This is a genomic window from Brevibacillus laterosporus, assembly GCF_030489605.1.
Classification (GTDB): domain Bacteria; phylum Bacillota; class Bacilli; order Brevibacillales; family Brevibacillaceae; genus Brevibacillus_B; species Brevibacillus_B laterosporus_E.
Genome location: NZ_JAUKFY010000007.1, coordinates 59,917 through 84,605, shown reverse-complemented (window position 1 = coordinate 84,605; position 24,689 = coordinate 59,917). Strand labels below are relative to the sequence as shown.

At 41.7% G+C, this 24,689-nt stretch carries 24 protein-coding genes; all 24 read left to right on the top strand.

The window, feature by feature from the left end; genetic code table 11:
* Positions 1 to 120 precede the first annotated feature (120 nt).
* Positions 121 to 1,308: an outer membrane protein assembly factor BamB family protein gene (locus QZ995_RS09865; protein WP_301806149.1), complete on the top strand. Its 1,188-nt coding sequence runs from the start codon at positions 121 to 123 to the stop codon at positions 1,306 to 1,308.
* Between the two features lie 221 nt (positions 1,309 to 1,529).
* Positions 1,530 to 1,988 carry a tRNA (N6-threonylcarbamoyladenosine(37)-N6)-methyltransferase TrmO gene (gene tsaA / locus QZ995_RS09860; RefSeq protein ID WP_301806148.1) on the top strand — a complete coding sequence of 153 codons (459 nt, stop codon included), beginning with the start codon at positions 1,530 to 1,532 and terminating at the stop codon, positions 1,986 to 1,988.
* Positions 1,989 to 2,264: 276 nt separating this feature from the next.
* Positions 2,265 to 3,155, top strand: coding sequence for an AlbA family DNA-binding domain-containing protein (locus tag QZ995_RS09855; RefSeq protein ID WP_301806455.1), 891 nt, complete (start codon positions 2,265 to 2,267; stop codon positions 3,153 to 3,155).
* Positions 3,156 to 3,191: 36 nt separating this feature from the next.
* Positions 3,192 to 4,259: a hypothetical protein gene (locus QZ995_RS09850; RefSeq protein WP_301806147.1), complete on the top strand. Its 1,068-nt coding sequence runs from the start codon at positions 3,192 to 3,194 to the stop codon at positions 4,257 to 4,259.
* 198 nt (positions 4,260 to 4,457) lie between these two features.
* Entirely contained in the window at positions 4,458 to 5,618 is a 1,161-nt protein-coding gene (gene sucC / locus QZ995_RS09845) for an ADP-forming succinate--CoA ligase subunit beta (RefSeq protein WP_301806146.1), read from the top strand.
* A gap of 54 nt (positions 5,619 to 5,672) precedes the next feature.
* Positions 5,673 to 6,575, top strand: a complete 903-nt coding sequence (gene sucD / locus QZ995_RS09840; RefSeq protein WP_301806145.1) for a succinate--CoA ligase subunit alpha — start codon at positions 5,673 to 5,675, stop codon at positions 6,573 to 6,575.
* A 142-nt stretch (positions 6,576 to 6,717) separates the two neighbouring features.
* Positions 6,718 to 7,806, top strand: a complete 1,089-nt coding sequence (dprA, locus tag QZ995_RS09835; RefSeq protein ID WP_301806144.1) for a DNA-processing protein DprA — start codon at positions 6,718 to 6,720, stop codon at positions 7,804 to 7,806.
* A gap of 84 nt (positions 7,807 to 7,890) precedes the next feature.
* On the top strand, positions 7,891 to 9,969 hold the full coding sequence (gene topA, locus QZ995_RS09830) for a type I DNA topoisomerase (protein ID WP_301806143.1): 2,079 nt from the start codon (positions 7,891 to 7,893) through the stop codon (positions 9,967 to 9,969).
* Positions 9,970 to 10,028: 59 nt separating this feature from the next.
* Positions 10,029 to 11,342, top strand: a complete 1,314-nt coding sequence (gene trmFO, locus QZ995_RS09825; protein WP_301806142.1) for an FADH(2)-oxidizing methylenetetrahydrofolate--tRNA-(uracil(54)-C(5))-methyltransferase TrmFO — start codon at positions 10,029 to 10,031, stop codon at positions 11,340 to 11,342.
* Between the two features lie 61 nt (positions 11,343 to 11,403).
* The gene (xerC, locus tag QZ995_RS09820; protein WP_301806141.1) at positions 11,404 to 12,330 is read left to right on the top strand and encodes a tyrosine recombinase XerC; all 927 of its coding nucleotides are present in this window, start codon (positions 11,404 to 11,406) and stop codon (positions 12,328 to 12,330) included.
* A 6-nt stretch (positions 12,331 to 12,336) separates the two neighbouring features.
* Complete coding sequence (gene hslV / locus QZ995_RS09815; protein WP_301806140.1) at positions 12,337 to 12,888, top strand: ATP-dependent protease subunit HslV; 552 nt, start codon at positions 12,337 to 12,339, stop codon at positions 12,886 to 12,888.
* Between the two features lie 6 nt (positions 12,889 to 12,894).
* Positions 12,895 to 14,295 (top strand): ATP-dependent protease ATPase subunit HslU, encoded by a 1,401-nt coding sequence (gene hslU / locus QZ995_RS09810; protein WP_301806139.1) that lies wholly within the window; start codon positions 12,895 to 12,897, stop codon positions 14,293 to 14,295.
* Between the two features lie 57 nt (positions 14,296 to 14,352).
* Positions 14,353 to 15,132, top strand: a complete 780-nt coding sequence (codY, locus tag QZ995_RS09805) for a GTP-sensing pleiotropic transcriptional regulator CodY (RefSeq protein ID WP_003336902.1) — start codon at positions 14,353 to 14,355, stop codon at positions 15,130 to 15,132.
* Positions 15,133 to 15,477: 345 nt separating this feature from the next.
* Positions 15,478 to 15,888, top strand: a complete 411-nt coding sequence (gene flgB / locus QZ995_RS09800) for a flagellar basal body rod protein FlgB (protein ID WP_301806138.1) — start codon at positions 15,478 to 15,480, stop codon at positions 15,886 to 15,888.
* A gap of 3 nt (positions 15,889 to 15,891) precedes the next feature.
* Positions 15,892 to 16,353 (top strand): flagellar basal body rod protein FlgC, encoded by a 462-nt coding sequence (gene flgC, locus QZ995_RS09795; protein ID WP_301806137.1) that lies wholly within the window; start codon positions 15,892 to 15,894, stop codon positions 16,351 to 16,353.
* A gap of 19 nt (positions 16,354 to 16,372) precedes the next feature.
* Entirely contained in the window at positions 16,373 to 16,675 is a 303-nt protein-coding gene (fliE, locus tag QZ995_RS09790) for a flagellar hook-basal body complex protein FliE (RefSeq protein ID WP_064016850.1), read from the top strand.
* Between the two features lie 37 nt (positions 16,676 to 16,712).
* On the top strand, positions 16,713 to 18,290 hold the full coding sequence (gene fliF / locus QZ995_RS09785; protein WP_301806134.1) for a flagellar basal-body MS-ring/collar protein FliF: 1,578 nt from the start codon (positions 16,713 to 16,715) through the stop codon (positions 18,288 to 18,290).
* A gap of 12 nt (positions 18,291 to 18,302) precedes the next feature.
* Positions 18,303 to 19,316 (top strand): flagellar motor switch protein FliG, encoded by a 1,014-nt coding sequence (gene fliG / locus QZ995_RS09780; RefSeq protein WP_031413673.1) that lies wholly within the window; start codon positions 18,303 to 18,305, stop codon positions 19,314 to 19,316.
* Complete coding sequence (locus tag QZ995_RS09775; protein ID WP_301806132.1) at positions 19,300 to 20,136, top strand: FliH/SctL family protein; 837 nt, start codon at positions 19,300 to 19,302, stop codon at positions 20,134 to 20,136. Before fliG ends, QZ995_RS09775 begins: the two co-directional genes overlap by 17 nt.
* Complete coding sequence (gene fliI, locus QZ995_RS09770) at positions 20,133 to 21,455, top strand: flagellar protein export ATPase FliI (RefSeq protein WP_301806130.1); 1,323 nt, start codon at positions 20,133 to 20,135, stop codon at positions 21,453 to 21,455. Before QZ995_RS09775 ends, fliI begins: the two co-directional genes overlap by 4 nt.
* A gap of 1 nt (position 21,456) precedes the next feature.
* Positions 21,457 to 21,909, top strand: coding sequence for a flagellar export protein FliJ (gene fliJ / locus QZ995_RS09765; RefSeq protein WP_301806128.1), 453 nt, complete (start codon positions 21,457 to 21,459; stop codon positions 21,907 to 21,909).
* A gap of 14 nt (positions 21,910 to 21,923) precedes the next feature.
* Positions 21,924 to 22,826: a MotE family protein gene (locus QZ995_RS09760; RefSeq protein WP_301806125.1), complete on the top strand. Its 903-nt coding sequence runs from the start codon at positions 21,924 to 21,926 to the stop codon at positions 22,824 to 22,826.
* 56 nt (positions 22,827 to 22,882) lie between these two features.
* On the top strand, positions 22,883 to 24,217 hold the full coding sequence (locus tag QZ995_RS09755; RefSeq protein ID WP_301806123.1) for a flagellar hook-length control protein FliK: 1,335 nt from the start codon (positions 22,883 to 22,885) through the stop codon (positions 24,215 to 24,217).
* A gap of 25 nt (positions 24,218 to 24,242) precedes the next feature.
* Positions 24,243 to 24,647, top strand: coding sequence for a TIGR02530 family flagellar biosynthesis protein (locus tag QZ995_RS09750; protein ID WP_301806122.1), 405 nt, complete (start codon positions 24,243 to 24,245; stop codon positions 24,645 to 24,647).
* The last annotated feature ends 42 nt before the right edge of the window (positions 24,648 to 24,689 follow it).

Sequence of the window (24,689 nt, the reverse complement as noted above, 5' to 3'; positions counted from 1 at the left end):
TTCAAAAGGAAATCACGCACGTTTCTGGTAGTTAACCCATCATTTTCTGTGCGTGTAGTCAGAATAAAAGCATAACATGATGATTTCATTAAAAACCTGTATAAGAGAGAGGGAATGAACATGAAAAAACAGAATAGAATCCAACTGTTAGTAGCGGGAACCATGATTTTGTCTTCAGTGGTAGTACCTCAGGCAATTTTGGCTAAGCCTGTAGCCGTAAAGCCAGTTCAAACAACAACAGCCTTTACACAAGGAACAGGTTATCAAGCTGGAAGCTATGATTATCAAGCAGCACAACCTTCTACATATAACTGGACCCGCCAATCGCGTTATAATGTTGCTCCGAACCCAGTAGAGAAATGGTCGATTACCTCAGGAAAATCTATCAAATCCTCACCTGTAGTTACAGCTAATGGCACGGTATACGTAACCTCTAATGGAGGAGAGCTTTATGCTTATCAAAACGGCCGCATTAATTGGAAAACTCTGCTCAAAGGCGATCTGTCCAGTAGTGTAATTGGTAAGGATGGAACGATTTATACGGCTTCGACTGAACACCTCTTGTTTGCTGTTTATCCAAGCGGAGTGAAAAAATGGGAGAAACGTACGGTTGGTGAAGTAACTACGTCCCCTGCTCTTGGTTCAGATGGAACGATTTATGTAGGAACTGGCGATGGCAAACTACAAGCTTTTAACGAGAATGGTTCCGAGAAATGGACATTTAGCTCAAAAGCCCCTGTAACTACAGCGCCAATCATTTCAAAGGATCAAGTGGTTTATGTAGGGAATTCCGACGGTAAATTATATGCTGTTCATGCGGCATCAGGAAAAACGAAATGGACGTTGGCCTTGAATGCTCCAATGAAGCAATCTCCGGTTATTGGAAATGATGGAACGCTTTATTTTGGTACAGAAAACGGAAAGATATACGCAATTGCATCCAATGGGAAAGAAAAATGGTCTACTTCAGTTGGAAAAAAAATAACCTCATCCCCTGCTATTGATTCTAATGGAACACTTTACGTTGGAACAGATAGCGGTATGTTTTTTGCGTTAGATTCTAAAAACGGGAAAACCAAGTGGTCCTATAATGGAGGGCATAAAATCGAATCAGCACCAATCCTTGACGCCAATGGAGTGATTTACATGGTAACAGGAAACGGTGTGCTGTGTGCGCTTGATCAAAAAGGAAATCGAATTTGGGAATACAATATGAAAGACAATACTGTATCTTCCCCTGCTATCGGAGCAGATGGTACTATTTATCTGGTATCTCAAAATGGATGTGTGACGGCTGTTGGGAAGTAACAGATTATAAAAAAATAGGCAAGAGAATAGCCTACACATATGAATTGACGGGAATCACTTATGTTTGTTAATAAGTGATTCCCTTTTTTTGTATGGATCAAAATTTTGATAACGGATCGGTATTTCTGAATATCTGTTAAAAATCACAAGCAGGATACGCTATAGATATCCTCTGAGCGTAAATTCAATACAGAGCAGAAAAAAGAAGGGGTGATCTTTATATGACGTCATTTACTGTGCAAGCCATCGGGGTAGTTCAATCCCCAGTCCTTGAAGGAAAGGATGAAAAATGGGGAGAGGTCATATCAGAAATACTTATTTATCCTCCTTTTCAGGAGGGCTTACTTGGTCTGGAAAACTTTTCACACGTAATCATTTTGTTTTATATGCACAAATCATCATTTCAAATGAAGGAGCATCTTATTAGGAGACCGCAGGATAGAGTAGATATGCCCTTAACCGGCATTTTCGCACAACGGGCTAAGCATCGACCCACACCTATTGGTTCCACTGCTGTCAGAATTATGGATATTCACAAGGATCGCTTGATTGTAAAAGGATTAGATGCTATACACGAAACACCTGTACTTGACATAAAACCATATTTTCCAGCTTTTGATCATGTTTCAGATATACAAGTGCCAGATTGGGTAGACCATTTAATGAAACAATATTTTTAAATATGTTCATTTTCAGAAAAGCGATCCGTTGCGGGGCGCTTTTTCTGTTAACAAAACAGGAAGAACGAAGAAATTGAAATCAAATCAGCTTTTGTCTTTGTTTTGTAATATTACTTTAGTATGATAAGAAAAATTAATTGAAATGAGTATAGGTAACATAAACTAAAAAGGAATAAGAATGTAAGAGCAAGGAACCTTATTCAGGATGAATGATTAAACGAAAAGCGTGCATAATGAACATCTTCATAAAACAATAGAGGAGCAACGGGGTGAATGATGAAAACCTTATGTACTTTTCTTGCTGAGATCCATCGTGTATCAGAAAATGATATTCTGTTTGATTTGTTCCATGATCGTCTTCCTTCCCTACATCCAATGCTGCTTAAACGGTTACTTGTATTACCGCGTATCTATTTTGATTTCCTTATTGAAAAAGGAGTTATGCAGGTAAGGGGAGTGGATACTTATCAGCCTGCCTTTCGTAACAGTGTCGCAGTTGGAATGAACATGAAATCATTAGGAAGCACAGTTTTATTCGATATGTGTTTTTCTGGAGAAACCTATCAGCTATGGCAGAAGGTGGATGCAGTTATTGAAGATATATCCTTACCGGCCGATCTATTTGAGGATTATGTTTATCGACTAGGAGCACTGAGTCGTTTTCGCCATCTAGGCAGGCTGGATGACCCAATCATTGCTACTAAGCTCGGTGAGAACGATATGATTGAATTTAAACAGGACTTCTTACATTCAAAGCAAGCGATCATCAAAGCGATTGTCGCGTTTGCTAATAGTAATAATGGAAATATCTTTTTAGGGATTAGCGACGATTCAAAGATTATAGGCGTGAACGATGAGCTTGCCCATTATGGTGATCCAGATAAATACTTACTTGCTATTACTCAATATATTCAAATTAAAACTACGCCGATATTACATCCTTTTCCAAAAATCTCGTTGCGAGAGGTTGAGGGGAAATTTGTAGTTAGTATATTCGTAGAGGTTGGCAATGAATTGATATGCGGACTTGATAAAAATAATGAGAAATATGTCTCAATTCGAACCAACAATCGTTCCTTTATTGTCAAAGACCCTCATCAAATCGGCGAAATTTATGTAAAGCGTAGATTAGGCAGCGATATCAGCCGTCGTCTAGGTCTGCTGTAGATAGACAACATAGAAGTAGATTAGGAGGGGACATGCGTGAAAAAAAGCTGGCATGTTTGCTTAATGTCCGTTATATGGACTTGTCTTGTCGTTGTTGGGTGCTCTGCGCAGTCAAACGGCTATGGGTATGAGGAAAAAGTAGACCTTTCACAAGTTTTTCAGGCATTGGAAGGAGTCTCTGTCCTCACTACAACAGGACAAGAAATACCACTATCTATAGAAGAATTTGAGAAAAATTTTACCGGCAGTCGTCTATCATTGACCATGTCCAAGGATAGGCTGCAGGATCAGGAAATTAAATTTAGACTAATTGCCTATAGACAAAAAGAGGCTCCACTGGTTTTGGAGATTGGCGAGCAGGGCTTCACCTATGCAAATAATACCTATCGTGGTGAAAATGCCAGCGTGTTCTACCAAACTGCACGTAAGCAACTTGGGTTAGCTATCATAAGAGTTCAAGAATTGGATGGGGTAGAATTCAAAGCACTGGATTTACCCCAATCCAATACCCTGACAGTGAAAGGGACAGTAGCCCAGGAGGCTATCAGGTTATTAGCAGAAAGCAAAATGTTAGATCAACCTGTTCAGGCATACCCGATTTATCCTGCCTTTCAGATGAACGATCCTCAGCGACCGAGTGAACCTCATTATGAACTCCTTCAGCCAACATTGCTTCGCTGTGTGGTAGGAAGGGAAACGATTTATTATCAAGCAAATCCTTCCCTGTATCAACTTGTATCCAAGTTATTGCCAGATAGTCCCAAAAAGTCAGTATGGGAAGAATTATATGAAGCAACACAATTAGAAGCAGATTACCGCTCACATGACAATAAGCGAGAAGCTTATCTTATCAAACAGAATTTCATGCAGCAGGGCAGAATGCATCAAGTAATTCGTGTGCTTTCACGCACTCAGCCTTCAACTTCTACCGTGTGGCGGCAAGAAGAAAGCTCCACAGCATCATTGAATCTGACCTTTTATATCAATAAACAACAATATCCGATGAAGATAGAAGGAAATTATGTTTTTTATCAAGGAAAGAAATACTATTGGCCTAATTTACAACCGAATTTGGAAGCGATTCTATTTACGAGAGAAGACTAAATAATTTACTGAGTTCATAAATGATAACGTACCATTAAGTGAGTGACTTTTTTCATATCTTATCGTAAAATAAATACGTCATAACATTGACACTTTTTGTCCGACCAGAGCCTTTTGGGGCTGGTTTTTGCTTGGTCTAGCAAGAAATTATACTTTTGCTCACCATTATTGATTCAAACTGCCATAGGAGGTTGCAGAATGAACATTCATGAGTATCAAGGAAAACAGATACTAAAACAATACGGGGTAAAGGTACCGGAAGGCCGAGTAGCTTTTTCCGTAGATGAAGCAGTGAAAGCAGCAGAAGAGCTTGGCACCCAGGTCGTAGTGGTAAAAGCACAAATCCATGCTGGTGGTCGCGGAAAAGCTGGTGGTGTTAAGGTCGCTAAGAATCTGGATGAAGTCCGTACATATGCAAACGAGATTCTTGGTAAGGTCCTTGTAACCCACCAAACAGGTCCAGAAGGCAAAGAAGTTAAGCGCTTACTAATTGAGCAAGGCTGTGACATTAAGAAAGAATATTACGTAGGGGTAGTAGTTGATCGCGCCACCAATCGCGTTGTCATGATGGCATCAGAAGAAGGCGGTACGGAGATTGAAGAAGTAGCAGCTCATACACCTGAGAAGATCTTTAAAGAAGTAATTGATCCTGTTACGGGTTTACTGCCATTCCAAGCTCGCCGCTTGGCTTTTGCGATCAATATTCCTGCTGAGTTAGTCAATAAAGCAGCTAGTTTCATGATGAGCTTATATCAAACATTTGTTGACAAGGATTGTTCCATCGCTGAAATTAACCCACTAGTTGTCACAGGTGACGGCGAAGTAATGGCTTTAGATGCAAAATTAAACTTTGATAGCAATGCTCTCTATCGTCATTCTGATGTAGTGGAATTACGTGATTTAGAAGAAGAAGACGAAAAAGAGATTCAGGCCTCTAAATATGATCTATCCTATATCGCTCTGGATGGTAACATTGGTTGTATGGTAAATGGTGCTGGTTTGGCAATGGCAACCATGGATATTATTAAATTCTATGGTGGCGATCCGGCTAACTTCCTAGATGTTGGGGGCGGTGCAACAGAAGAGAAAGTAACGGAAGCTTTCAAAATCATTCTGTCAGACCCTAAAGTAAAAGGTATTTTCATCAATATCTTTGGTGGTATTATGAAATGTGACATTATCGCGAGCGGTGTAGTAGCAGCGGCGAAACAAGTAAGTTTGGACAAACCTCTAGTCGTTCGTCTGGAAGGTACAAACGTTGAGCTTGGCAAACAAATTCTGAAGGATTCAGGATTAGATATCGTTGCAGCTGATTCCATGGCTGATGGAGCCGAGAAAATCGTTGCTCTCGTAAAGTAGGATGTTGTCCGTTACAGAAGCAAGAAGACGATAAAAAGGTGGGAAACATACGCGATGAGTATTTTAATTAATAAAAATACGAAAGTGATTACACAGGGGATTACAGGCTCTACAGCTTTGTTCCATACTCGCGGTGCTGTTGAATACGGAACACAAATGGTAGGTGGAGTACGCGCTGGAAAAGGTGGACAAGAAGTAGACGGGATTCCAATTTTTGATACCGTTGTGGAAGCTGTAGAAAAAACAGGAGCCACTGTCTCTGTAATCTACGTACCGCCAGCAGGTGCAGCAGATGCCATCATGGAAGCAGTAGATGCCGATCTAGATTTAGTTATTTGCATTACTGAAGGAATTCCTGTTCTTGATATGGTTAAAGTAAAACGCTACATGGAAGGCAAAAAGACGCGTTTAATCGGTCCGAACTGCCCAGGGGTCATTACTCCAGGGGAGTGTAAAATCGGGATTATGCCAGGTTATATCCATACACCAGGCAAAGTGGGGATTGTATCCCGCTCCGGTACATTGACATATGAAGCAGTTCATCAAACGACAACGCGTGGTATGGGCCAATCAACAGCAGTTGGTATTGGTGGCGACCCAGTAAACGGCACTAATTTTATCGATGTATTATCATTATTTAATGAAGATCCTGATACAGAAGCGGTTATTATGATCGGAGAAATCGGGGGTACAGCAGAAGAGGAAGCGGCTGAGTGGATTGCAGCTAACATGAAAAAGCCGGTGGTTGGATTCATCGGTGGTCAAACAGCCCCTCCAGGCAAACGTATGGGTCATGCAGGAGCGATTATCTCAGGTGGTAAGGGAACAGCCGCTGAGAAAATTGCGAAACTAGAGGAATGCGGTGTACGTGTTGCTAAAACTCCTGCTGTTATCGGTGAAACATTAGTAGAATTCCTGACAGAAAAAGGTATGCTAGATAAAGTAATGAATAAATAATTGGTTACAAAAAGTCAACAGACTAAACTGCTCCAAAAACAAGACTTGGAGAGAGGTTTGGGTTTGCTTGGCTTTTTGTTTTTATTTTTGTGCTACCCCTCTTACTCTTTTTATAATGAAGAAAAAGAAAGAGTGAAGGCAGATGAGAGTGCTAGAGGAACGTGATTGGGTATATACATTGAGTAGACAGCATGGAATAGGGCGAAAAGCTTTGTGGGCTATTTATGAAGAAAAGAGAGGCTTTGAACCTCCTTATAACTTAGATTGGCTCCGAAACAGAAAGGAAGACGGGAGCTTTCTTACTAATCTCACTACAAAACAGGTGTATGAGGATAAAGTAGAAAGAGAACGGAAGAAAATCCAATTTATTACATATTGGGATCGAGAGTATCCAGAGAATTTACGCGAGATACCTGATCCTCCCATCCTTTTATATTATCGCGGGAATTTAGAACTGCTGCATAAAATCTCAATTGGAGTTGTGGGAACAAGAAATCCTTCAGCTTATGGTCGAGATGCTTGTAAGATGCTGGTGAGTAGTTTAGTTGAATCTGGCATGGTTATTGTGTCGGGGGTAGCGAAAGGAATTGACACCATAGCACATCAGACTGCCCTCCAGCATCGGGCGGAAACAATTGGTGTTCTTGGAAACGGACTGGATCGGATTTATCCCGCTCAAAATAGGGTATTATATACGCAAATGGTACAGCATGGATTGCTTATATCTGAATATTCAGAAGCAAAAGCTCCGAGGACTGGTTTTTTTCCTGAACGCAATCGGATTATTAGCGGGCTTTGTTGGGGGACAATAGTTGTAGAGGCAGCAGAGAAAAGCGGATCACTTATTACGGCGCGTTGTGCACTGGAACAAAATAGAGAGGTTTTTGCTGTTCCTGGCTCCATCTTTGCTAAAGGAAGTGAAGGGACTCATTGCTTAATTAAAGAGGGAGCGAAATTAATAGGTTCATTGGAAGATATCATAGAGGAACTGCCTTATCATTTACAATCTACATTTCAGAAAAAATCTGTAGATACGAAGGAGATAGATTTATCAGCAGGTGAAATAGCACTATTGTCAAGTATGCAGGAAAAAAGTCTTCATATTGATGAGATCAAGGGTAAAATAGCAAAGGAATTTCAGAGTGATTTTCATGTTTTTTTACTTTTATTGGTAGGGAAAGGTTTGATTGAAGAGGAAGCTGGACAATTTTATAGAAGAAGAAAAGTGTAGAAGGAAAATATTAGAAGTTTGACAAATGGATATCCCGTATTGAATAATAGGGGAGATTCATTTTGTAAGGGGGAAAAAAATAGAATGGCTGATACTCTCGTTATCGTCGAGTCCCCGGCGAAAGCAAAGACGATAGGTAAATATCTGGGCAGCAAATATGTCGTGAAAGCGTCAATGGGCCATGTGCGCGACCTCCCTAAAAGTCAAATGGGGGTTGATGTTGGTAACCATTTTGAACCCAAATACATAACCATTCGTGGTAAAGGTGACATTTTAAAAGGATTGAAAGATGCAGCTAAGAAAGCGACTAAAGTATATCTCGCAGCCGACCCGGATCGTGAAGGGGAAGCTATTGCTTGGCATTTAGCCACATATCTTGGTCTTGATATGACTAAGCCTCTGCGTGTTGTGTTTAATGAAATCACGAAAGAAGCTATTAAAGATGCATTTAAGCATCCGAGACACATTAATATGGATTTGGTTCACGCTCAACAAGCTCGCAGAATTTTAGACCGTCTCGTGGGCTATAATATTAGTCCTATCCTATGGAAAAAGGTACGGAAGGGCTTGAGTGCAGGTCGTGTTCAATCTGTAACAGTAAAAATGATAAACGATCGAGAAAAAGAGATTCAGCAGTTTATTCCAGAAGAGTATTGGACGATTACGTCTACATTAGAATCCAATAAAAAACCATTTGAAGCTCGTTTTTATGGATATGCTAACGAAAAGGTAGAACTCTCTTCAGAAGAGAATGTCCAAGAGATTTTGAGAAAAATCAAGAAAGACGAATACAGAGTCGTAAAAGTGCAAAAGAAGGAACGCAAGCGTCATCCGGCTCCTGCTTTTATCACGAGTTCCTTGCAACAGGAAGCTGCTCGTAAGCTGAATTTCCGTACTGCTAAGACGATGATGATTGCTCAACAACTATACGAAGGTATTGATTTAGGCAAAGAAGGTACGGTTGGTTTAATTACGTATATGCGTACAGACTCAACACGCGTATCCCAAACTGCTCAAGACGAAGCGAAGGAATTCATAATCAATCATTATGGGCAGGAGTTTTCTGTAAAGGAACCTCGTCAAGCACCTAAGAAGGAAAATGCTCAGGATGCACATGAAGCAGTTCGCCCTACGTCTGTCTTGCGTACACCTGATGACATGAAGGAGTACTTAAGTCGAGATCAACTGCGATTGTATCGCTTAATATGGGAACGTTTTTTAGCAAGCCAAATGGCTTCAGCCGTTCTCGATACAATGAGCGTAGACATAGAAAACAATGGTGTGATGTTTCGCGCCAGCGGTTCTAAAGTACAATTTGCAGGCTTTATGAAAGTGTATATTGAGGGAAATGATGACGGTTCCAATGAAGATGATAAGCTGTTACCTCCAATCGAAGAAGGTCAGATTTTATCTGAGAGAACCATTGAGCCAAAACAGCATTTTACACAGCCGCCGCCACGTTATACAGAAGCAAGATTGGTCAAAACGTTAGAGGAAAACGGAATTGGTCGTCCATCCACCTATGCTCCTACTCTAGAAACAATTCAAAAGCGTGGATACGTTGCTTTAGAAGAGAAGAGGTTTATACCTACCGAACTTGGTCAAATCGTCATCTCTTTGATTGAAGAGTTTTTCCCTGAGATTTTAGATGTAGAATTTACATCTGGAATGGAAGGCGGGCTGGATCAGGTTGAGGAAGGGGTAGCAGACTGGGTAAAGGTTCTCGATTCTTTCTATCAAGGCTTCTCTGAACGGGTTAAAGTTGCAGAAGAAGAAATGAAGGAAGTGGAACTAAAGGATGAGGTGTCTGATGAGATTTGTGAACTATGCGGCAAGCATTTGGTTTACAAATTAGGGCGCTTCGGAAAGTTCCTCGCTTGTTCTGGTTTTCCAGACTGTAGAAATACCAAACCAATTGTCAAACATATCGGTGTTAAATGCCCTAGCTGTAAAGATGGTGAGGTAGTCGAGCGTAAAAGCAAAAAGAATCGTATTTTCTATGGATGCACCAACTATCCGGAATGTGAATTTTTATCCTGGGATAAACCAATTTCCAGACCTTGTCCAAAGTGTGGCGAGTTGCTCGTTGAAAAGAAACGGAAAAAACAAGGCGTAAATATTGTCTGTACAAAATGTGATTACGAAGAAGAAGGGGATTCTTAGAACTTTTTGTTCTATTCCCCTGATCAATTAAATAGTAGGTATAGAGAGGATTTTTCACCATGACACAACCTTTTGTAACCGTGGTTGGAGCAGGTCTTGCCGGGAGTGAAGCTGCTTGGCAAATTGCTCAGGCTGGTGTTTCTGTAAAGCTGTACGAAATGAGACCGGTTAAGCAAACTCCTGCGCACCACACAGATAAATTTGCTGAATTGGTTTGCAGCAATTCGCTTAGAGCTAATTCATTAACCAATGCCGTTGGGGTTTTAAAAGAAGAAATGCGTCAATTTGATTCTGTAATCATGAAGGCAGCCGACCGATGCCAGGTTCCTGCTGGCGGAGCCTTGGCTGTTGATCGTCATGAATTTGCAGAGTATGTTACGGAATCTGTACGTAACCATCCGTTAATTGAGGTAATTAATGAAGAAATTACGGAGATTCCAGAGGGTATTGTGATCGTTGCATCTGGTCCGCTTACTTCCCCAGCACTTTCTGACAAATTAAAGCAGCTTACGGGAGAAGAGTATCTGTATTTCTATGATGCAGCGGCGCCTATTATCGAGAAGGATTCAATTGACATGGAAAAAGTGTTTGTTGCTTCGCGGTATGATAAAGGGGAAGCGGCATACTTAAACTGCCCAATGAACGAAGAGGAATTTAATCGTTTTTATGATGCATTAATTTCTGCAGAAACCGTTCCTCTAAAGGAATTTGAAAAAGAGGTCTTTTTCGAAGGATGCATGCCGATTGAGGTCATGGCTTCCCGCGGGCGGCAAACCATGCTGTTTGGTCCTTTAAAACCAGTAGGGCTAATAGACCCACGTACTGGGGAACAACCACATGCTGTTATTCAGTTAAGACAAGACAATAGTGCTGCAACTTTGTATAACATAGTAGGTTTTCAGACTCATTTGAAATGGCCAGAGCAAAAGAGAGTTTTTCAAATGATTCCAGGACTGGAAAATTGTGAAATCATTCGCTATGGGGTTATGCATCGCAATACATTTATCAACTCACCAAAGCTGCTACGACCAACTTATCAATATAAAGATAGGGATAGTTTGTTTTTTGCTGGACAGATGACCGGTGTTGAGGGTTATGTTGAGTCTGCGGCTTCTGGGTTACTGGCGGGTATCAATGCAGCGCGTCTTGCTAAGGGTGAAGAGCTAATGATTCTTCCGGTTGAAACCGTAATGGGCAGTATGGCACATTATATCACAACAACCAACGCCAAACATTTCCAGCCAATGAACGCTAATTTTGGTCTTTTGCCAAGTTTAGGAATTAAAATTAGGAACAAAAAGGAAAAAAACGAAAAGCTTGCTGAACGGGCGCTTGGCAGTATTCAGAATTTTACACATAAAAGACATAATTAAAGTTGTTTCATTGTTTAACGCTATGTTACTATATATGTGATTTGGGAGGAGTACATCTCAGATGGACAATTCATCAGAGTTTTCCGCATGGATCACATCTTACATCCATTACCTAAAGGTGGAAAAAAACGTCTCTCCTCATACGCTGAAGCAATACGTAGCAGATATCAATGAATTTGTCGTATTTATGAAACAGCAACAAATCAATGAATTTGCTGCTGTTTCTTATTTACATGGTCGGTCTTTTTTAGCTCATCTTGCGAGAAAAGGTCTTTCCCGTCGAAGTATTGCGAGAAAATTGTCTAGCTTGCGGAGCTTTTACCGCTTTTTAATGCGTGAAGAACATTTGGATCAAAATCCTTTTCAAATGGTGTCTACACCAAAAGTAGAGAAGAAGCTACCTACCTTTATGTATCCGCATGAAATAGAAGCTCTATTGGGAGTAATTGATACATCTACACCGCTTGGCCTTCGTGATTTCCTTATTATGGAGCTTTTATATGCAAGTGGAATGCGCGTGTCTGAGTTGGTAACAATGTCTATTAGTGATGTTGACCTTCAGAACGGAATTGCTCTTGTGTTCGGTAAAGGTGCTAAGGAAAGATATGTGCCAATTGGGAGTTTTGCTATCAAAGCTATGCAAGAATACTTACAGGCAGGTCGTCCGAAGCTATTAGCCAAGGCTGAAAAAGATAACCCGATACTCTTGTTAAATTATAGGGGAACCCCTTTATCTGATCGTAGTGTACGCCGAATGGTAGATAAGTATCTACAGAAAGCAGCCCTTCATCTAGGGATTTCACCGCACAGTTTCCGTCATTCTTTTGCTACTCATTTACTTAATGCAGGGGCAGATTTGCGGACGGTACAAGAGCTATTAGGACATGTGAATATCTCCACTACACAAGTATACACTCACATTACAAAAGAAAGATTACGCGAGGTATACGATACTGCACATCCGCGTGCAAATTTTCACAGGGGGTGAACGACTATGGAACAATTTCATGCTACAACCATTTTTGCCATCCAGCATAAGGGTGAAGCGGCGATGGCAGGAGACGGTCAGGTTACGTTTGGCAACAGTATGGTAATGAAAAATACAGCCAAAAAAGTACGAAGACTATATCGAGAGGAAGTTATGGCAGGATTTGCTGGCTCTGTAGCTGATGCAATTACCTTGTTTGAACTTTTTGAAGGCAAACTGGAAGAGTATCATGGGAATTTACAGAGATCGGCGGTCGAGCTTGCTAAAGAATGGCGTTCGGATAAAATATTGCGCCGTTTGGAGGCCATGATGATTGTGTGCAATCGCAGGCATCTTCTTTTAATCTCAGGTAATGGTGAAATTATTGAACCGGACGACGGCATACTAGCCATCGGATCAGGCGGCAATTTTGCCCTTGCAGCGGGACGGGCTTTGAAAAAATATGCGCCAGAGCTTACTGCTCGGCAGATTGCTGAAGCCAGTCTTTTAACCGCCGCTGAAATTTGCGTCTTTACGAATACGAATTTAGTAATTGAAGACATGAAAATGGAAGGGTAGGGAGAGATGTCCTTGTTATTAAATTGGGAGCAATTGACCCCCCGCTTGATTGTAGAACATTTGGATAAATACATTGTAGGGCAGCAGCAGGCCAAACGTGCCATTGCTGTAGCGCTTCGCAATAGATATCGTCGCAGTCGCTTGCCGGAACAAATTCGGGATGAAGTGATTCCTAAAAATATCTTGATGATTGGACCGACTGGAGTCGGGAAAACGGAGATTGCGCGCCGTATCGCAAAGCTAACCGGAGCTCCGTTTATAAAAGTAGAAGCTACAAAATATACGGAAGTCGGTTACGTAGGTCGCGATGTAGAATCGATGGTACGCGATTTAGTGGAATCGTCTATCCGAATTGTCAAAATGGAAAAGATGGAAAAAGTCAAGGAACAGGCGGAGAAAAATGCTGAAGAAGCGCTAGTTCAGCTTTTACTTCCTTCAAAGAAACAGCAAAACAACTTTAAGAATCCGTTTGAGATGTTATTTTCTAACCAGCAACAAACAGAAAAAAGCGATCAGGAAGATCCAAGCCTAGAGCAACGGCGAAAACAAATGGCCTGGAAGCTAGCGGCAGGTCAGCTAGAGGACGAACAGATCGAAATAGAAATAGAAGATCAGTCACCGTCTATGTTTGACATGTTGCAAATTCCTGGTGCAGAGCAGATGGGGAATCAGATGCAGGAGATGTTTGGGAGCTTGATGCCCAAGCGAACCAAAAAACGCAAGCTGACCATCCGAGAAGCACGTAAAATCTTGATTCAACAAGAAGCTCAAAAGCTGGTAGATATGGATGAAGTGACTCAAGAATCCATATCTCGAGCTGAACAATTTGGAATTATCTTTATCGACGAGATTGATAAAATCGCCGGAAAGGATAGTCGTGGGCCTGACGTGTCACGAGAGGGAGTCCAACGTGACATTTTACCGATTGTGGAAGGCTCTACGATTATGACCAAGTATGGACCAGTGAAGACAGATTATATGCTTTTCATGGCTGCTGGAGCGTTCCATGTAGCCAAACCTTCTGATCTTATTCCGGAATTACAGGGACGTTTCCCGATCCGAGTAGAGCTTTCAAGCCTGAAAGCCGAAGATTTTATAAGAATATTGACAGAACCTAAAAATGCATTAATTACACAATATCAAGCCCTTTTGGAAACGGAAGGAATTAAAATTGTGTTTTCTGAAGATGCTATACATGAGATAGCACGATTGGCAACAGAGGTGAATCAAAGTACCGATAATATCGGAGCAAGAAGGCTACACACCCTATTAGAAAAATTGCTTGAGGATTTATCTTTTGAAGCACCAGATATTAACCTGAGTGTAATCAACATTACCGCTCAGTATGTACAAGAAAAGTTAAATAGTATTGTACAGAATCGCGACCTAAGTCAATACATTTTATAGAGAGAAAAACATATATTGGCGATCTATTTGTGAGAAGATGTCAGGAGGAAATATACGATGGATTTACTAACAAAAACTAGAAGGATTAACCGTATGCTTCAAAAAACGGCTGGTAACGCGGTTAACTTTAATGAAATGTCAAGCGTACTAAGTGACGTTATTGACGCAAATATTTTCGTTTTAAGCAGAAAAGGAAAATTACTGGGATATGCAATTGCACAGGAAATCGACAATGATCGTATTCGCAAAATGCTAGAGGATCGCCGTTTCCCAGAAGAATATAGCAATGGTCTATTAAAAGTTGAAGAAACATCTGCAAACCTTGATGTAAACAGTCCACATAGTGCTTTCCCAGTGGAAATGAAAGAAGTATTCCCTACAGGTTGGACTACAATCGTTCCAATTATGGGTGGCGGAGATCGATTGGGTACATTGATCTTGGCTCGTGTAAATAAAGAATTTGTCGAAGGTGACCTAATTCTAACTGAAGTGGGCGCTACTGTAGTAGGTATGGAAATTTTGCGTGAACGTGCAGAGGCAATTGAAGAAGAAGCGCGCAGCAAAGCTGTTGTACAAATGGCTATTGGCTCATTGTCCTATAGTGAACTTGAAGCGGTTGAGCATATTTTCCAAGAATTAGATGGGAAAGAAGGCCTACTTGTTGCTTCCAAAATTGCTGACCGTGTAGGTATTACACGTTCTGTTATTGTTAACGCTTTGAGAAAATTAGAGAGTGCTGGTGTTATTGAATCACGTTCTTTGGGTATGAAGGGTACATTTATTAAAGTTCTAAATGGCAAACTTCTTCCGGAATTAGAAAAGCTTAAAACGCCATAAACTGACATAAAACCCAGTTGTTATGCGCTTTATTGAAAAATGAAGAAGGGGGTCTATTGACCTTCTTCTCTTTTTTTTCATATTTATCACTTATTTATATAGTATTCACAATAAGTATTCACATTATTAATACATTTATGAAACGAATGTGACAAAATTGGTAAAAAGCACTGTTTTTATAGGCATTTTAACCAATTGAGACTTTTGTAACATTTTTCCTAGTCCTAGTAAGATAGGGCTTTCTTAGTAGTTTTCTTCATGGTATTATAGGTGCGTGTTAGATGTCGAATTGCAAAGAAAATAGAAGAAAAATGTAAGCTTAGGCACAAAGGAGGGGAGAGAAACTTGATTCAATCTACGCAATTAAATGTACTAGAAAACTCATTGGACGCCGCTATGCTTAGAGGAAAAGTGATTGCCAACAATATTTCTAACGTTGATACTCCTCATTTTCAGAGCAAGCAGGTAGTATTTGAAAGCTTGCTGAAGGAGGCATTGGAAGGAAATAGTGGTCGAACCTTAGAAGCATATCGAACGGATCAGAGACACATTCCATTTGGCACAGGTTTAGGTAATATCCCTCAGGCCCGGACCATAACGAACAACCAAACGTCAATTCAAAACAATGGAAACAATGTGGACATTGAATCTGAAATGAGCCAACAGGCTAAGAACATCATTTGGTATAACGGCCTAGTTCAGCTAACAAATGGATACTTTACTAAACTGAAGAGTGTTGTTGAGGGAGGAAGATAGTAGATGAGTCTGTTTCGTGGAATTGATACAAGTGCCTCTGCCTTGACTGCCAATCGGCTAAGGCTGGATACGATTGCTTCTAATATCGCAAATGCCAATACGACTCGCGGGAAATTCGTAAATGGGGCGTGGCAACCGTACCGACGTAAGATGGTAGAATTATCACCAAGAACAGGAGAGTCGTTCGACAATCTTCTACAAGCAGCAGTCGGGAATGTAGCAGGTCGCCAGGAATCTGGGGTACATGTTACCGCGATTAAGGAGGACAATAGTCAATTTCAAAGGGTCTATAATCCTGAGCACCCGGACGCAGACCTAGATGGCTATGTCCTGATGCCTAATGTAGACGTGACAAAAGAGATGGTTGACATGATTTCTGCTTCTAGGTCTTATGAGGCAAATGTTACAGCTATGAATGCATTAAAGGGCATGATGCAAAAAGCACTAGAGATTAATGGTAAATAATAAAGGGGTTGGCTGACAAGTGGAAATTAATAACATAGGTTCAGTCATAAATGCGCAGCCGCTACAACAAGTAAAAAATACAGCTTCACCAGCTGAAGTAGCGCGCAATTTCTCGGCCTATATGACCGATGCCCTTGATCAGGTGAATCGGGCGCAATTAGTTTCAGAGGAAATGGCAATAAAATATGCTGCAGGAGAAGTGAACGATGTCCATCAGGTGATGGTAGCGGGTCAAAAAGCTTCTCTCATGTTACAAATGACGATGCAAGTACGTAACAAAGCGATCGAAGCATATCAGGAAATCATGCGCATGCAGGTGTAAGGTTCCAAACTGGTATGCAGCTCTGTAGAGGTGAACCATGAACGAACGTTTATTGTTATATCGAGACAAGATAAAGACAATGTGGGACAAGCTCACGAAAAAACAAAAATTATTGATAGGTGCTTCAGCTCTTTTCCTACTTATCGCGCTTTCCCTTTATTTATACATAGCTTCTCGCCCTGTATATGTAAATTTATATGACAGATTGAGTGAGCAAGAAGTTGGTGCGATCAAACAAGAACTAGAAGCAAAAAACATCCCATATCGTTTAACCGGAAATGGGACAGGTATTCAGGTGCCGCAAACAATGGCGCAAGATGTAATAGTTGATTTAGCAGCTCAAGGAATTCCTAAGGATGCTGGGATCAGCTCTGAAATCTTCTCTAATAATATGTTTGGCTTGACCGATCGCCAGTTTGAAGTGATGAAGAAAGACGCTCTTCAACAGGAGATTCGAAAAATCTTAGAAAAAGTCAAAGGGGTTCGTACTGCCCAAGTCATTCTAACCATGCCGGAAGAAACCACGTTTGTGACGGACAACACAGATAAAGCCACAGCATCAGTCATGGTAGAAGTAGACCCAAGTACTCAATTAAACGATGCACAAATCAAATCTTTGTATCATATTGTTTCACGTTCAGTGAAAAACTTGCCTTTAGAAAACATAACGATTACCGATCAGTATTCCAATACATTGGAATTGGCTGGTAAAGAAGAGGGCAGTTCATTGACTGCTTTTGAACAGCAAGAGCGGATACGTAACAAAGTAGAAAGAGAAATACAGAAGAACTTATTCAACATGCTGTCCACCATTATGGGCCGGGACAAAGTTGTCGTACATACAATGGTACAAATGGATTTCTCAAAAGAAAACCGTGTAGAAAATTTAGTTTCACCTGTTGTAAATGATGAAGGTATTATAATTAGTTCTCAAAAATTATCAAAAGCATATACCGGACAAGGAACTCCGCCGATCGGTGGTGTAGCCGGTACAGGTGATAACCAGGTTGGCAGCTATCAGTCTGCTACAACTCAAGGTAGCAACAGTGAATATGAAGAGCTATCTGATACTGTCAATCGTGAAGTAAATCGTATAACGAAGAACGTAACCGCTAGTCCATATCAAATTGTCGATATTTCTATCAACGTTGGGGTTGAGCCTCCAAATGGAGGAACGTTGGATGACGCTACCAAAGAAAACATACAAAAAGTAATTGGTAATGTTGTTCGTGTAGCCGTCAGCAATAAGAATTTACCCGATGATGAAGTGAACAAGCGTATTTCTGTTTTTGCAAAACCGTTCTCCGGCAAGCTAGATGATAACAACAACGGCTTCTTTACTCCAACCGTGATGTATGGAGTCGGAGCAGTTGCTTTATTAGCCATAGGAGCACTTGCGTTTATGCTTATTCGTCGACGCAAACAGCAACAGCAACAAGAAGAAGTAGAGTTCGAAGAGGAATTTCCTTTTACTCCATCGCCTGATATTCCAGACCTATCTTCATTGGAAGAGAATACAGATGAAGCGGTGGTTCGTAAACAATTGGAAAAATTGGCTCGAAGCAATCCAGACGAGTTCGTCGTTCTGCTTCGTACGTGGCTAGCAGAAGACTAAGGAGTGAGTATAGTGGCTCGTGTCGCAAAAGAGTTAACTGGAAGGCAAAAAGCTGCGATTTTGCTCATTTCGCTTGGTCCAGATGTCTCGGCACAGGTATTTAAGCATTTACGTGAAGATGAGATTGAACAGCTTACACTGGAAATTGCCAGTGTACGTAAAGTGGATCATGAAGAAAAAGGCAAAATTCTAGCAGAATTCCATCAGATTGCAGTTGCCAAGGAAGTAATAGCACAAGGTGGTATTACTTACGCAAAAGAAATTTTGGAAAAAGCATTAGGGGAAAGCAAAGCGCTAGATATCTTGAACCGATTGACAGCCAATTTACAAGTGCGCCCGTTTGACTTTGCTAGAAAAGCGGACCCTAGTCAAATCCTTAACTTTATTCAAAATGAACATTCACAAACCATTGCTTTGGTTCTAGCTTATCTAGAACCGCAGCAATCATCCATGATCTTGTCATCACTGTCGCAGGATCGTCAGGCAGATGTAGCTAAACGGATAGCTTTAATGGATAGCACATCTCCAGAGGTAATTGCCCAGGTCGAACAGGTATTGGAACAAAAACTTTCTGCAACTGTAACCCAAGATTACACACAAGCGGGTGGTATTGAATCCATCGTAAACATCTTAAACGGCGTTGACCGTAGTACGGAACGAACCATCCTTGATTCACTAGAGATTCAAGACCCAGAGCTTGCGGAAGAGATCAAAAAACGGATGTTTGTATTCGAAGACATTGCTACACTGGACAATCGTTCCATTCAACGTGTTATTCGCGATGTGGACAACAACGATTTACAGCTTGCGCTTAAAGTGGCAAGTGAAGAAGTTCGCGAAACGGTTTTCCGCAACATGTCCAAACGGATGGCGGATACCTTCAAAGAAGAAATGGAATTTATGGGACCTGTGCGATTGCGTGATGTTGAGGAGGCACAATCCCGGATTGTTGCTACGATTCGTCGCTTAGAAGAAGCTGGAGAAATCATCATCGCCCGCGGTGGAGGAGATGATATCATTGTCTAGGATTTTTAAGGCAAATCGATATGTCCAGTCTGTAGATGCCTATGTACTTGAAGCAACTCAGAAAATGAATGCTGCTTTACAAGTACAGACGGATGAAGTAGACGAAATGTTGCTGGAAAATAAAGTTTTAGAACATCAGAAACTGGAAGAAGAAGCGAAAGCCATTATACGAGATGCGGAAGAGCTAGCTGAAAGTATTATGGCTGATGCTTCTAATCAAGCAGAGCAATTGCGCGAACAAGCCCGGCAGGAGATAGCCGAGTGGTGGGAGCAAAAGCAAAAAGAAGCAGAGGAAATGGCGCAGCAGACCAAGGAAATAGCTCGTGAGGAAGGATACACTCTTGGACAGGAGCAGGGCTTAGAGCAAGCACGTCTTGAACAGGAGGAAAATGTTCAAAAGGCTAAGGATGTTTTAACGAAAGCTTATGAGACCAAAGAGAAGATTATAGCGGAAGCCGAGCCATTTTTAGTTGAACTGAGCTTAGATATCTCTCGAAAAATCATTCATGATGAGCTGACGCTGGCACCTGAAAAGGTCGTTGAGATTGTTCGACAGGCTTTAAAAAGCTCACGCTCGCATGGAGAAGTATCTATTTTGGTGAATCACAAACTATATCCATTTGTCGAAGAGCATCGTGAACAGCTGCTTTCGTTAATTGACGGGCAAGCGGAACTTGGCATTTATCCAGATTATGCCGTTGAAGATGAAGGCTGCATTATCCGAACAGCCTACGGAAGCGTGGATGCCAAAATTGACACTCAACTAAAAGAAATCAAACAAATTCTGATGGACGTAGCGCGGGGAAGTGAATCCCAATGATTACATTAAACGCAGATAAATATAAAGTTGCTATGCAAACAATCACTCCTCACCGGATAAATGGCAAGGTGACACAGGTAGTGGGACTCACTGTAGAATCCCAAGGACCTGAAGCTAAATTAGGTGAGATTTGCATGATTGAATCGCCTCATCACAAAGAGCCAATTATGGCTGAGGTGGTGGGGTTTCGAGATACAAAGGTTCTATTAATGCCACTTGGTGATTTGTCGTACATCGGTCCTGGATGTGATGTGGTAGCTACAGGTAGACCTTTATCAGTGAAGGTAGGACCCGAAATTTTAGGAAGTATTCTTGACGGTTTAGGTCGTCCTTTATCAAATGAGTCGCTTCCCTATGGACTAACGAACTATCCAACTGATAACATGCCACCTAACCCATTGACGAGACCGAGAATAGCAGAACCACTAAGTTTAGGCGTTCGAGCTATAGATGGCTTATTGTCTATGGGAAAAGGTCAGCGTGTAGGTATCTTTGCCGGCTCTGGGGTAGGAAAAAGTACTTTGATGAGCATGATTGCTCGCAATACGACTGCTGACATTAATGTTATTGCTCTTATCGGAGAGCGTGGACGTGAAGTACGAGATTTTATCGAGCGAGATTTAGGCGAAGAGGGATTAAAACGGTCTGTTGTTGTAGTTGCTACATCAGATCAACCAGCAATGATTCGTATTAAAGGTGCGATGATTGCTACTGCGATTGCTGAATATTTTAGAGATCGTGGGCTTAACGTGATGTTAATGATGGATTCTGTGACACGTTTTGCTATGGCCCAGCGTGAAATTGGTCTCGCCATTGGTGAACCGCCAGCTACACGCGGATATACCCCGTCTGTATTTGCTATGTTGCCTAAGCTGCTGGAACGCTCAGGTACATCAGACAAAGGCAGCATTACTGCTTTGTATACCGTATTGGTTGACTCTGATGATATGAATGATCCGATAGCCGACGCTGTACGGGGGATATTAGATGGTCATATTGTATTGGATCGCAAAATTGCCCAACGAGGGCATTTTCCTGCGATTGATATTTTGCAAAGCGTGAGTCGGGTAATGAGTGAGATTTGCACTCCACAGCACTTACAAGCAGCTCAGGAATTAAAACGACACATGGCTACATATAAAGAGGCAGAGGATCTAATCAATATTGGAGCGTACAAGATGGGAACGAACCGGGAAATTGATGCCGCTATTCGTCATAGAGAGACGATTCGAGCATTTACGGCACAGGGTGTTAACGAACCCTCCGATTTTGATACGACTCTGCAAGCATTAACCGCTCATTTTGGGAGTGTGATGTAACGTGAAGCCTTTTCGCTTCCATATGCAAAAAGTACTTGATTTAAAGGAAAAAGAAACAGAACAAGCACAATGGGCATTTGGTCGATCGGTACAACAAAAACAACAAGAAGAGCAAAAGCTATATCGACTTGTTGATAAGCGAAATACGATGTCCGATTCGCTTGTGGATATGCAACATTCTGCATGCAGCGCATCTGACTTATTAGCCGTAACGAGATTTCAGCAGGTAGTTGACCGCCAGATTGCGACGCAAAAACGCCGCATTATTGGTTGTGATAAGGAAATTGAGCGCTGCAAGGAGAAATTGCACTACCATTTGCAAGAATCCAAGCTGTGGTCAACTCTGCGTGATAAAGCTCAAACCAAGTATATCGAATGGCAAAATCAAGTAGAACAAAAAGAAATGGATGAGATCGGCACAAATCGATTCCTCCGACAATTGAAGCAGGTGTGAAAGGAGGCGTCTTCATGGAAGAGGAAATCCAGGAGGAACGCGAGTATAACAGGCTAGAGTGGCTCTTATACATCATTGTAATTCCTGCCTTATTTGCTAGTTTGTTAGCTGGAATCTTGGCAAGCCTCCTTGGCTACGATGTCGTGGGAAGCGTAAAAGATTGGCTAAATAACATTCCATATGTAGAAAAGCTGATACCAGACGATACACCAACTAGCCAAACGGTAGAAGGTAGCAAAGAAGATAGCAAAACAGAAGCAAAAAAAGCTCAGGTAAATGAGGATGCAGCTAAAAGCAAACAGGTTGCTGATCAATTGCAAAAAGAGGTAAGTCAAAAAGATAGCACGATTGCAGCTTTGCAAAAACAAATTGCCAATTTACAAAAAGCAACTGAAGAAAAGCGCGTAGAAGAGGAAGAAAGACAAAAACAGTTTCAGGATTTAGCGAAGATATACAGCTCTATGTCGGCTAAAAATGCAGCCGCGATAGTAAGTAATCTTAGCAAGGAGGAAGCCGTTGTTGTTCTTTCCAAGATGAAGACAGACGAACAGGCTCAGCTACTGGCAAAGATGGACCCAAAAAAGGCCGCAGACATTTCTATCCTGCTAAAGGATAATCAAATTTCCAAGGATGATGACATAGCAGCCTTACAACAGCGGGTCCAAATTTTAACGAAAGCCTTAAGTGAAACTAGGGAATCAAGCAAAATAGATGCAGAGAAGTTAATGAAAAGCTTTGAATCTATGAATGCAGGAGATGCATCTAAAATTATCATCTCACTGTATAAAATTAATTCAGAACGTGCTTTAAGCGTACTGGGACAAGTATCTGACAATAAACGGGGCGAGTTTCTAAGTGAAATTAGCAAGACAAACCCCGAATTAGCAGCGCGCTTGACGAATGCGTTGCCTCGATGAAGTACAAATGTTCTTCATCGTTTACATAGCAACGAAATTATATAGGAGGTGATTAGATGAATATTGGAAACATGCAAGCTGTGATGCCTATGGGAACTGGTACTGCAGGAGCGACTCTAGTATCAAATGGAGGACAAGCTTCTGCAGCCGGCCAGGAGCAAGGAATTTTTTCTTTGCAATTAGGCTTAGCGGTTGGAGCCTTTACCAACATGCCTGAAGTGGAGTTTCCTGGTCTTTCTGAAGAAGATGCAAGTGCTTTGGAGGATCTGATGGCGATGCTTCAGCAGTTGCTGGGAGCCAATCAACAGATGCTCTTGCCACAGGAACAGCAAATCAGTGTAGGGGATGGACAAGCTGAGGAAGCTGCTGACGGCAAGCTTCCAATCATCACACTTACAACGAATGAAGGAAAACAAACCTTACTTCAAGCATTAACAGCACAAGGAATGTCTTCAGAGGATGCTAACAAATTAACTGATTTGTTGCAGAAGCTGCCGGCGATGACTCCTGATCAAGCAAAGGGAGATTATCAAAAATTGCTTGAAACCGTGCAAAAAACGCTGGGACAAATGGGGATTTCCTTACAAAAGGATGGGGCTTTAGAAGAGCAACAATCCGTATTGGTTACTCCTCAATTGAAAAAACAGTCGATGCCTGCTACAGCTAATCGAGTAGAGGTTTCCAACCAAATCCCTACTCAGATGCAACCCGTTCGTGTTCATCATGCACTGAGCCAATATGGCCAGGAAGCGGGTATTCAGGTGAAATCGTTCCAAGCCACCATGCAGGAAGCAATCACACCAGTAGCTGTGAACCAAGAGACAGTTGATGGAGACGCAGATGCGACCGCTCAACTTCACGTGGAGAGCATTTCAGCTACTCCGGTACAAAAGCAATCAGCTACAACACCGGAAATGAGAAGCTTCCCTGTTCGAGCAGAACAGATGCCACAGCAGGTTACGGATGTATTTGTCCGTCAGCTAAAAGTAGGAACACTCCAAGGGGTAACGGAAGCAAAGCTAATCCTTTATCCACAGGAGCTAGGTAAAGTTGATGTGCGTATTAGCTCACACAACGGTGTGATTACCGCTCACTTTATTGCTGAATCCAAACATGGCAAAGACATGCTGGATCAACAAATGGCTCAGCTTAGAACCGCTTTTGCCCAGCAGGGGATACAAGTGGATAAGCTGGAAGTAAGCCAACAAAACAATAATTCCACATTCTCATTTGATCAGGACAAGGGAAATGGTGGTCAGCAGGCTCGTGAGCAATCGCAGGATCAAGGTGCACAGAGCGAGCAATCAGAGGCTTCCTTTGACAGTGTTCTCGATGGCGAGCGTGAAAGCAGTAAAAGACTGGGAGCATCTCGCGTAAACCTGAACGCATAAAGGGTATAAGGATGGAGGGATAGCTTTGAACCATCATATACGTGTAGGAAGCACCTATTATCCTTCGCGGCTCTCCACTCCTAAGAAGACGGGAGCTTCGCAACCAGCGACTAAGCCATTTGATCAATGGCTTTCTGATTCCTTAACGACCCACAAGAGTCAGAGCTCCTCTCCAAAAGCCCTCTCCTTTAGCCAGCATGCGGTACAAAGGATGCGTGAGAGTGGTATTGAGCTGCAACCAGAAGATATGCAGCGGTTGGAGAGTGGGTTTCAAAAGGCGAGGGACAAAGGAGCACGAGAGTCCCTAATCTTAATGGATAATGTCGCCTATGTCGTGAGCATCTCGAATCAAAAGGTAATTACGGCTATGGATGAAAGCCGAATGAAGGAAAATGTATTTACCAATATTGACAGTGCAGTCTTTGTATAAACAGGGCCGGCCCTCATGTAGGAAGCCCGCGGATTACCAAAT

Bases quoted from the DNA above. Each gene is read 5' to 3' on its own strand.
- tsaA (WP_301806148.1), top strand. From the start codon at position 1,530: ATGACGTCATTTACTGTGCAAGCCATCGGGGTAGTTCAATCCCCAGTC.
- sucD (WP_301806145.1), top strand. From the start codon at position 5,673: ATGAGTATTTTAATTAATAAAAATACGAAAGTGATTACACAGGGGATT.
- dprA (WP_301806144.1), top strand. From the start codon at position 6,718: ATGAGAGTGCTAGAGGAACGTGATTGGGTATATACATTGAGTAGACAG.
- QZ995_RS09855 (WP_301806455.1), top strand. From the start codon at position 2,265: ATGAAAACCTTATGTACTTTTCTTGCTGAGATCCATCGTGTATCAGAA.
- sucC (WP_301806146.1), top strand. From the start codon at position 4,458: ATGAACATTCATGAGTATCAAGGAAAACAGATACTAAAACAATACGGG.
- flgC (WP_301806137.1), top strand. From the start codon at position 15,892: ATGAGTCTGTTTCGTGGAATTGATACAAGTGCCTCTGCCTTGACTGCC.
- QZ995_RS09865 (WP_301806149.1), top strand. From the start codon at position 121: ATGAAAAAACAGAATAGAATCCAACTGTTAGTAGCGGGAACCATGATT.
- QZ995_RS09755 (WP_301806123.1), top strand. From the start codon at position 22,883: ATGAATATTGGAAACATGCAAGCTGTGATGCCTATGGGAACTGGTACT.
- hslU (WP_301806139.1), top strand. From the start codon at position 12,895: ATGTCCTTGTTATTAAATTGGGAGCAATTGACCCCCCGCTTGATTGTA.
- trmFO (WP_301806142.1), top strand. From the start codon at position 10,029: ATGACACAACCTTTTGTAACCGTGGTTGGAGCAGGTCTTGCCGGGAGT.
- fliI (WP_301806130.1), top strand. From the start codon at position 20,133: ATGATTACATTAAACGCAGATAAATATAAAGTTGCTATGCAAACAATC.
- codY (WP_003336902.1), top strand. From the start codon at position 14,353: ATGGATTTACTAACAAAAACTAGAAGGATTAACCGTATGCTTCAAAAA.
- QZ995_RS09775 (WP_301806132.1), top strand. From the start codon at position 19,300: ATGATATCATTGTCTAGGATTTTTAAGGCAAATCGATATGTCCAGTCT.
- xerC (WP_301806141.1), top strand. From the start codon at position 11,404: ATGGACAATTCATCAGAGTTTTCCGCATGGATCACATCTTACATCCAT.
- topA (WP_301806143.1), top strand. From the start codon at position 7,891: ATGGCTGATACTCTCGTTATCGTCGAGTCCCCGGCGAAAGCAAAGACG.
- hslV (WP_301806140.1), top strand. From the start codon at position 12,337: ATGGAACAATTTCATGCTACAACCATTTTTGCCATCCAGCATAAGGGT.
- fliF (WP_301806134.1), top strand. From the start codon at position 16,713: ATGAACGAACGTTTATTGTTATATCGAGACAAGATAAAGACAATGTGG.
- QZ995_RS09760 (WP_301806125.1), top strand. From the start codon at position 21,924: ATGGAAGAGGAAATCCAGGAGGAACGCGAGTATAACAGGCTAGAGTGG.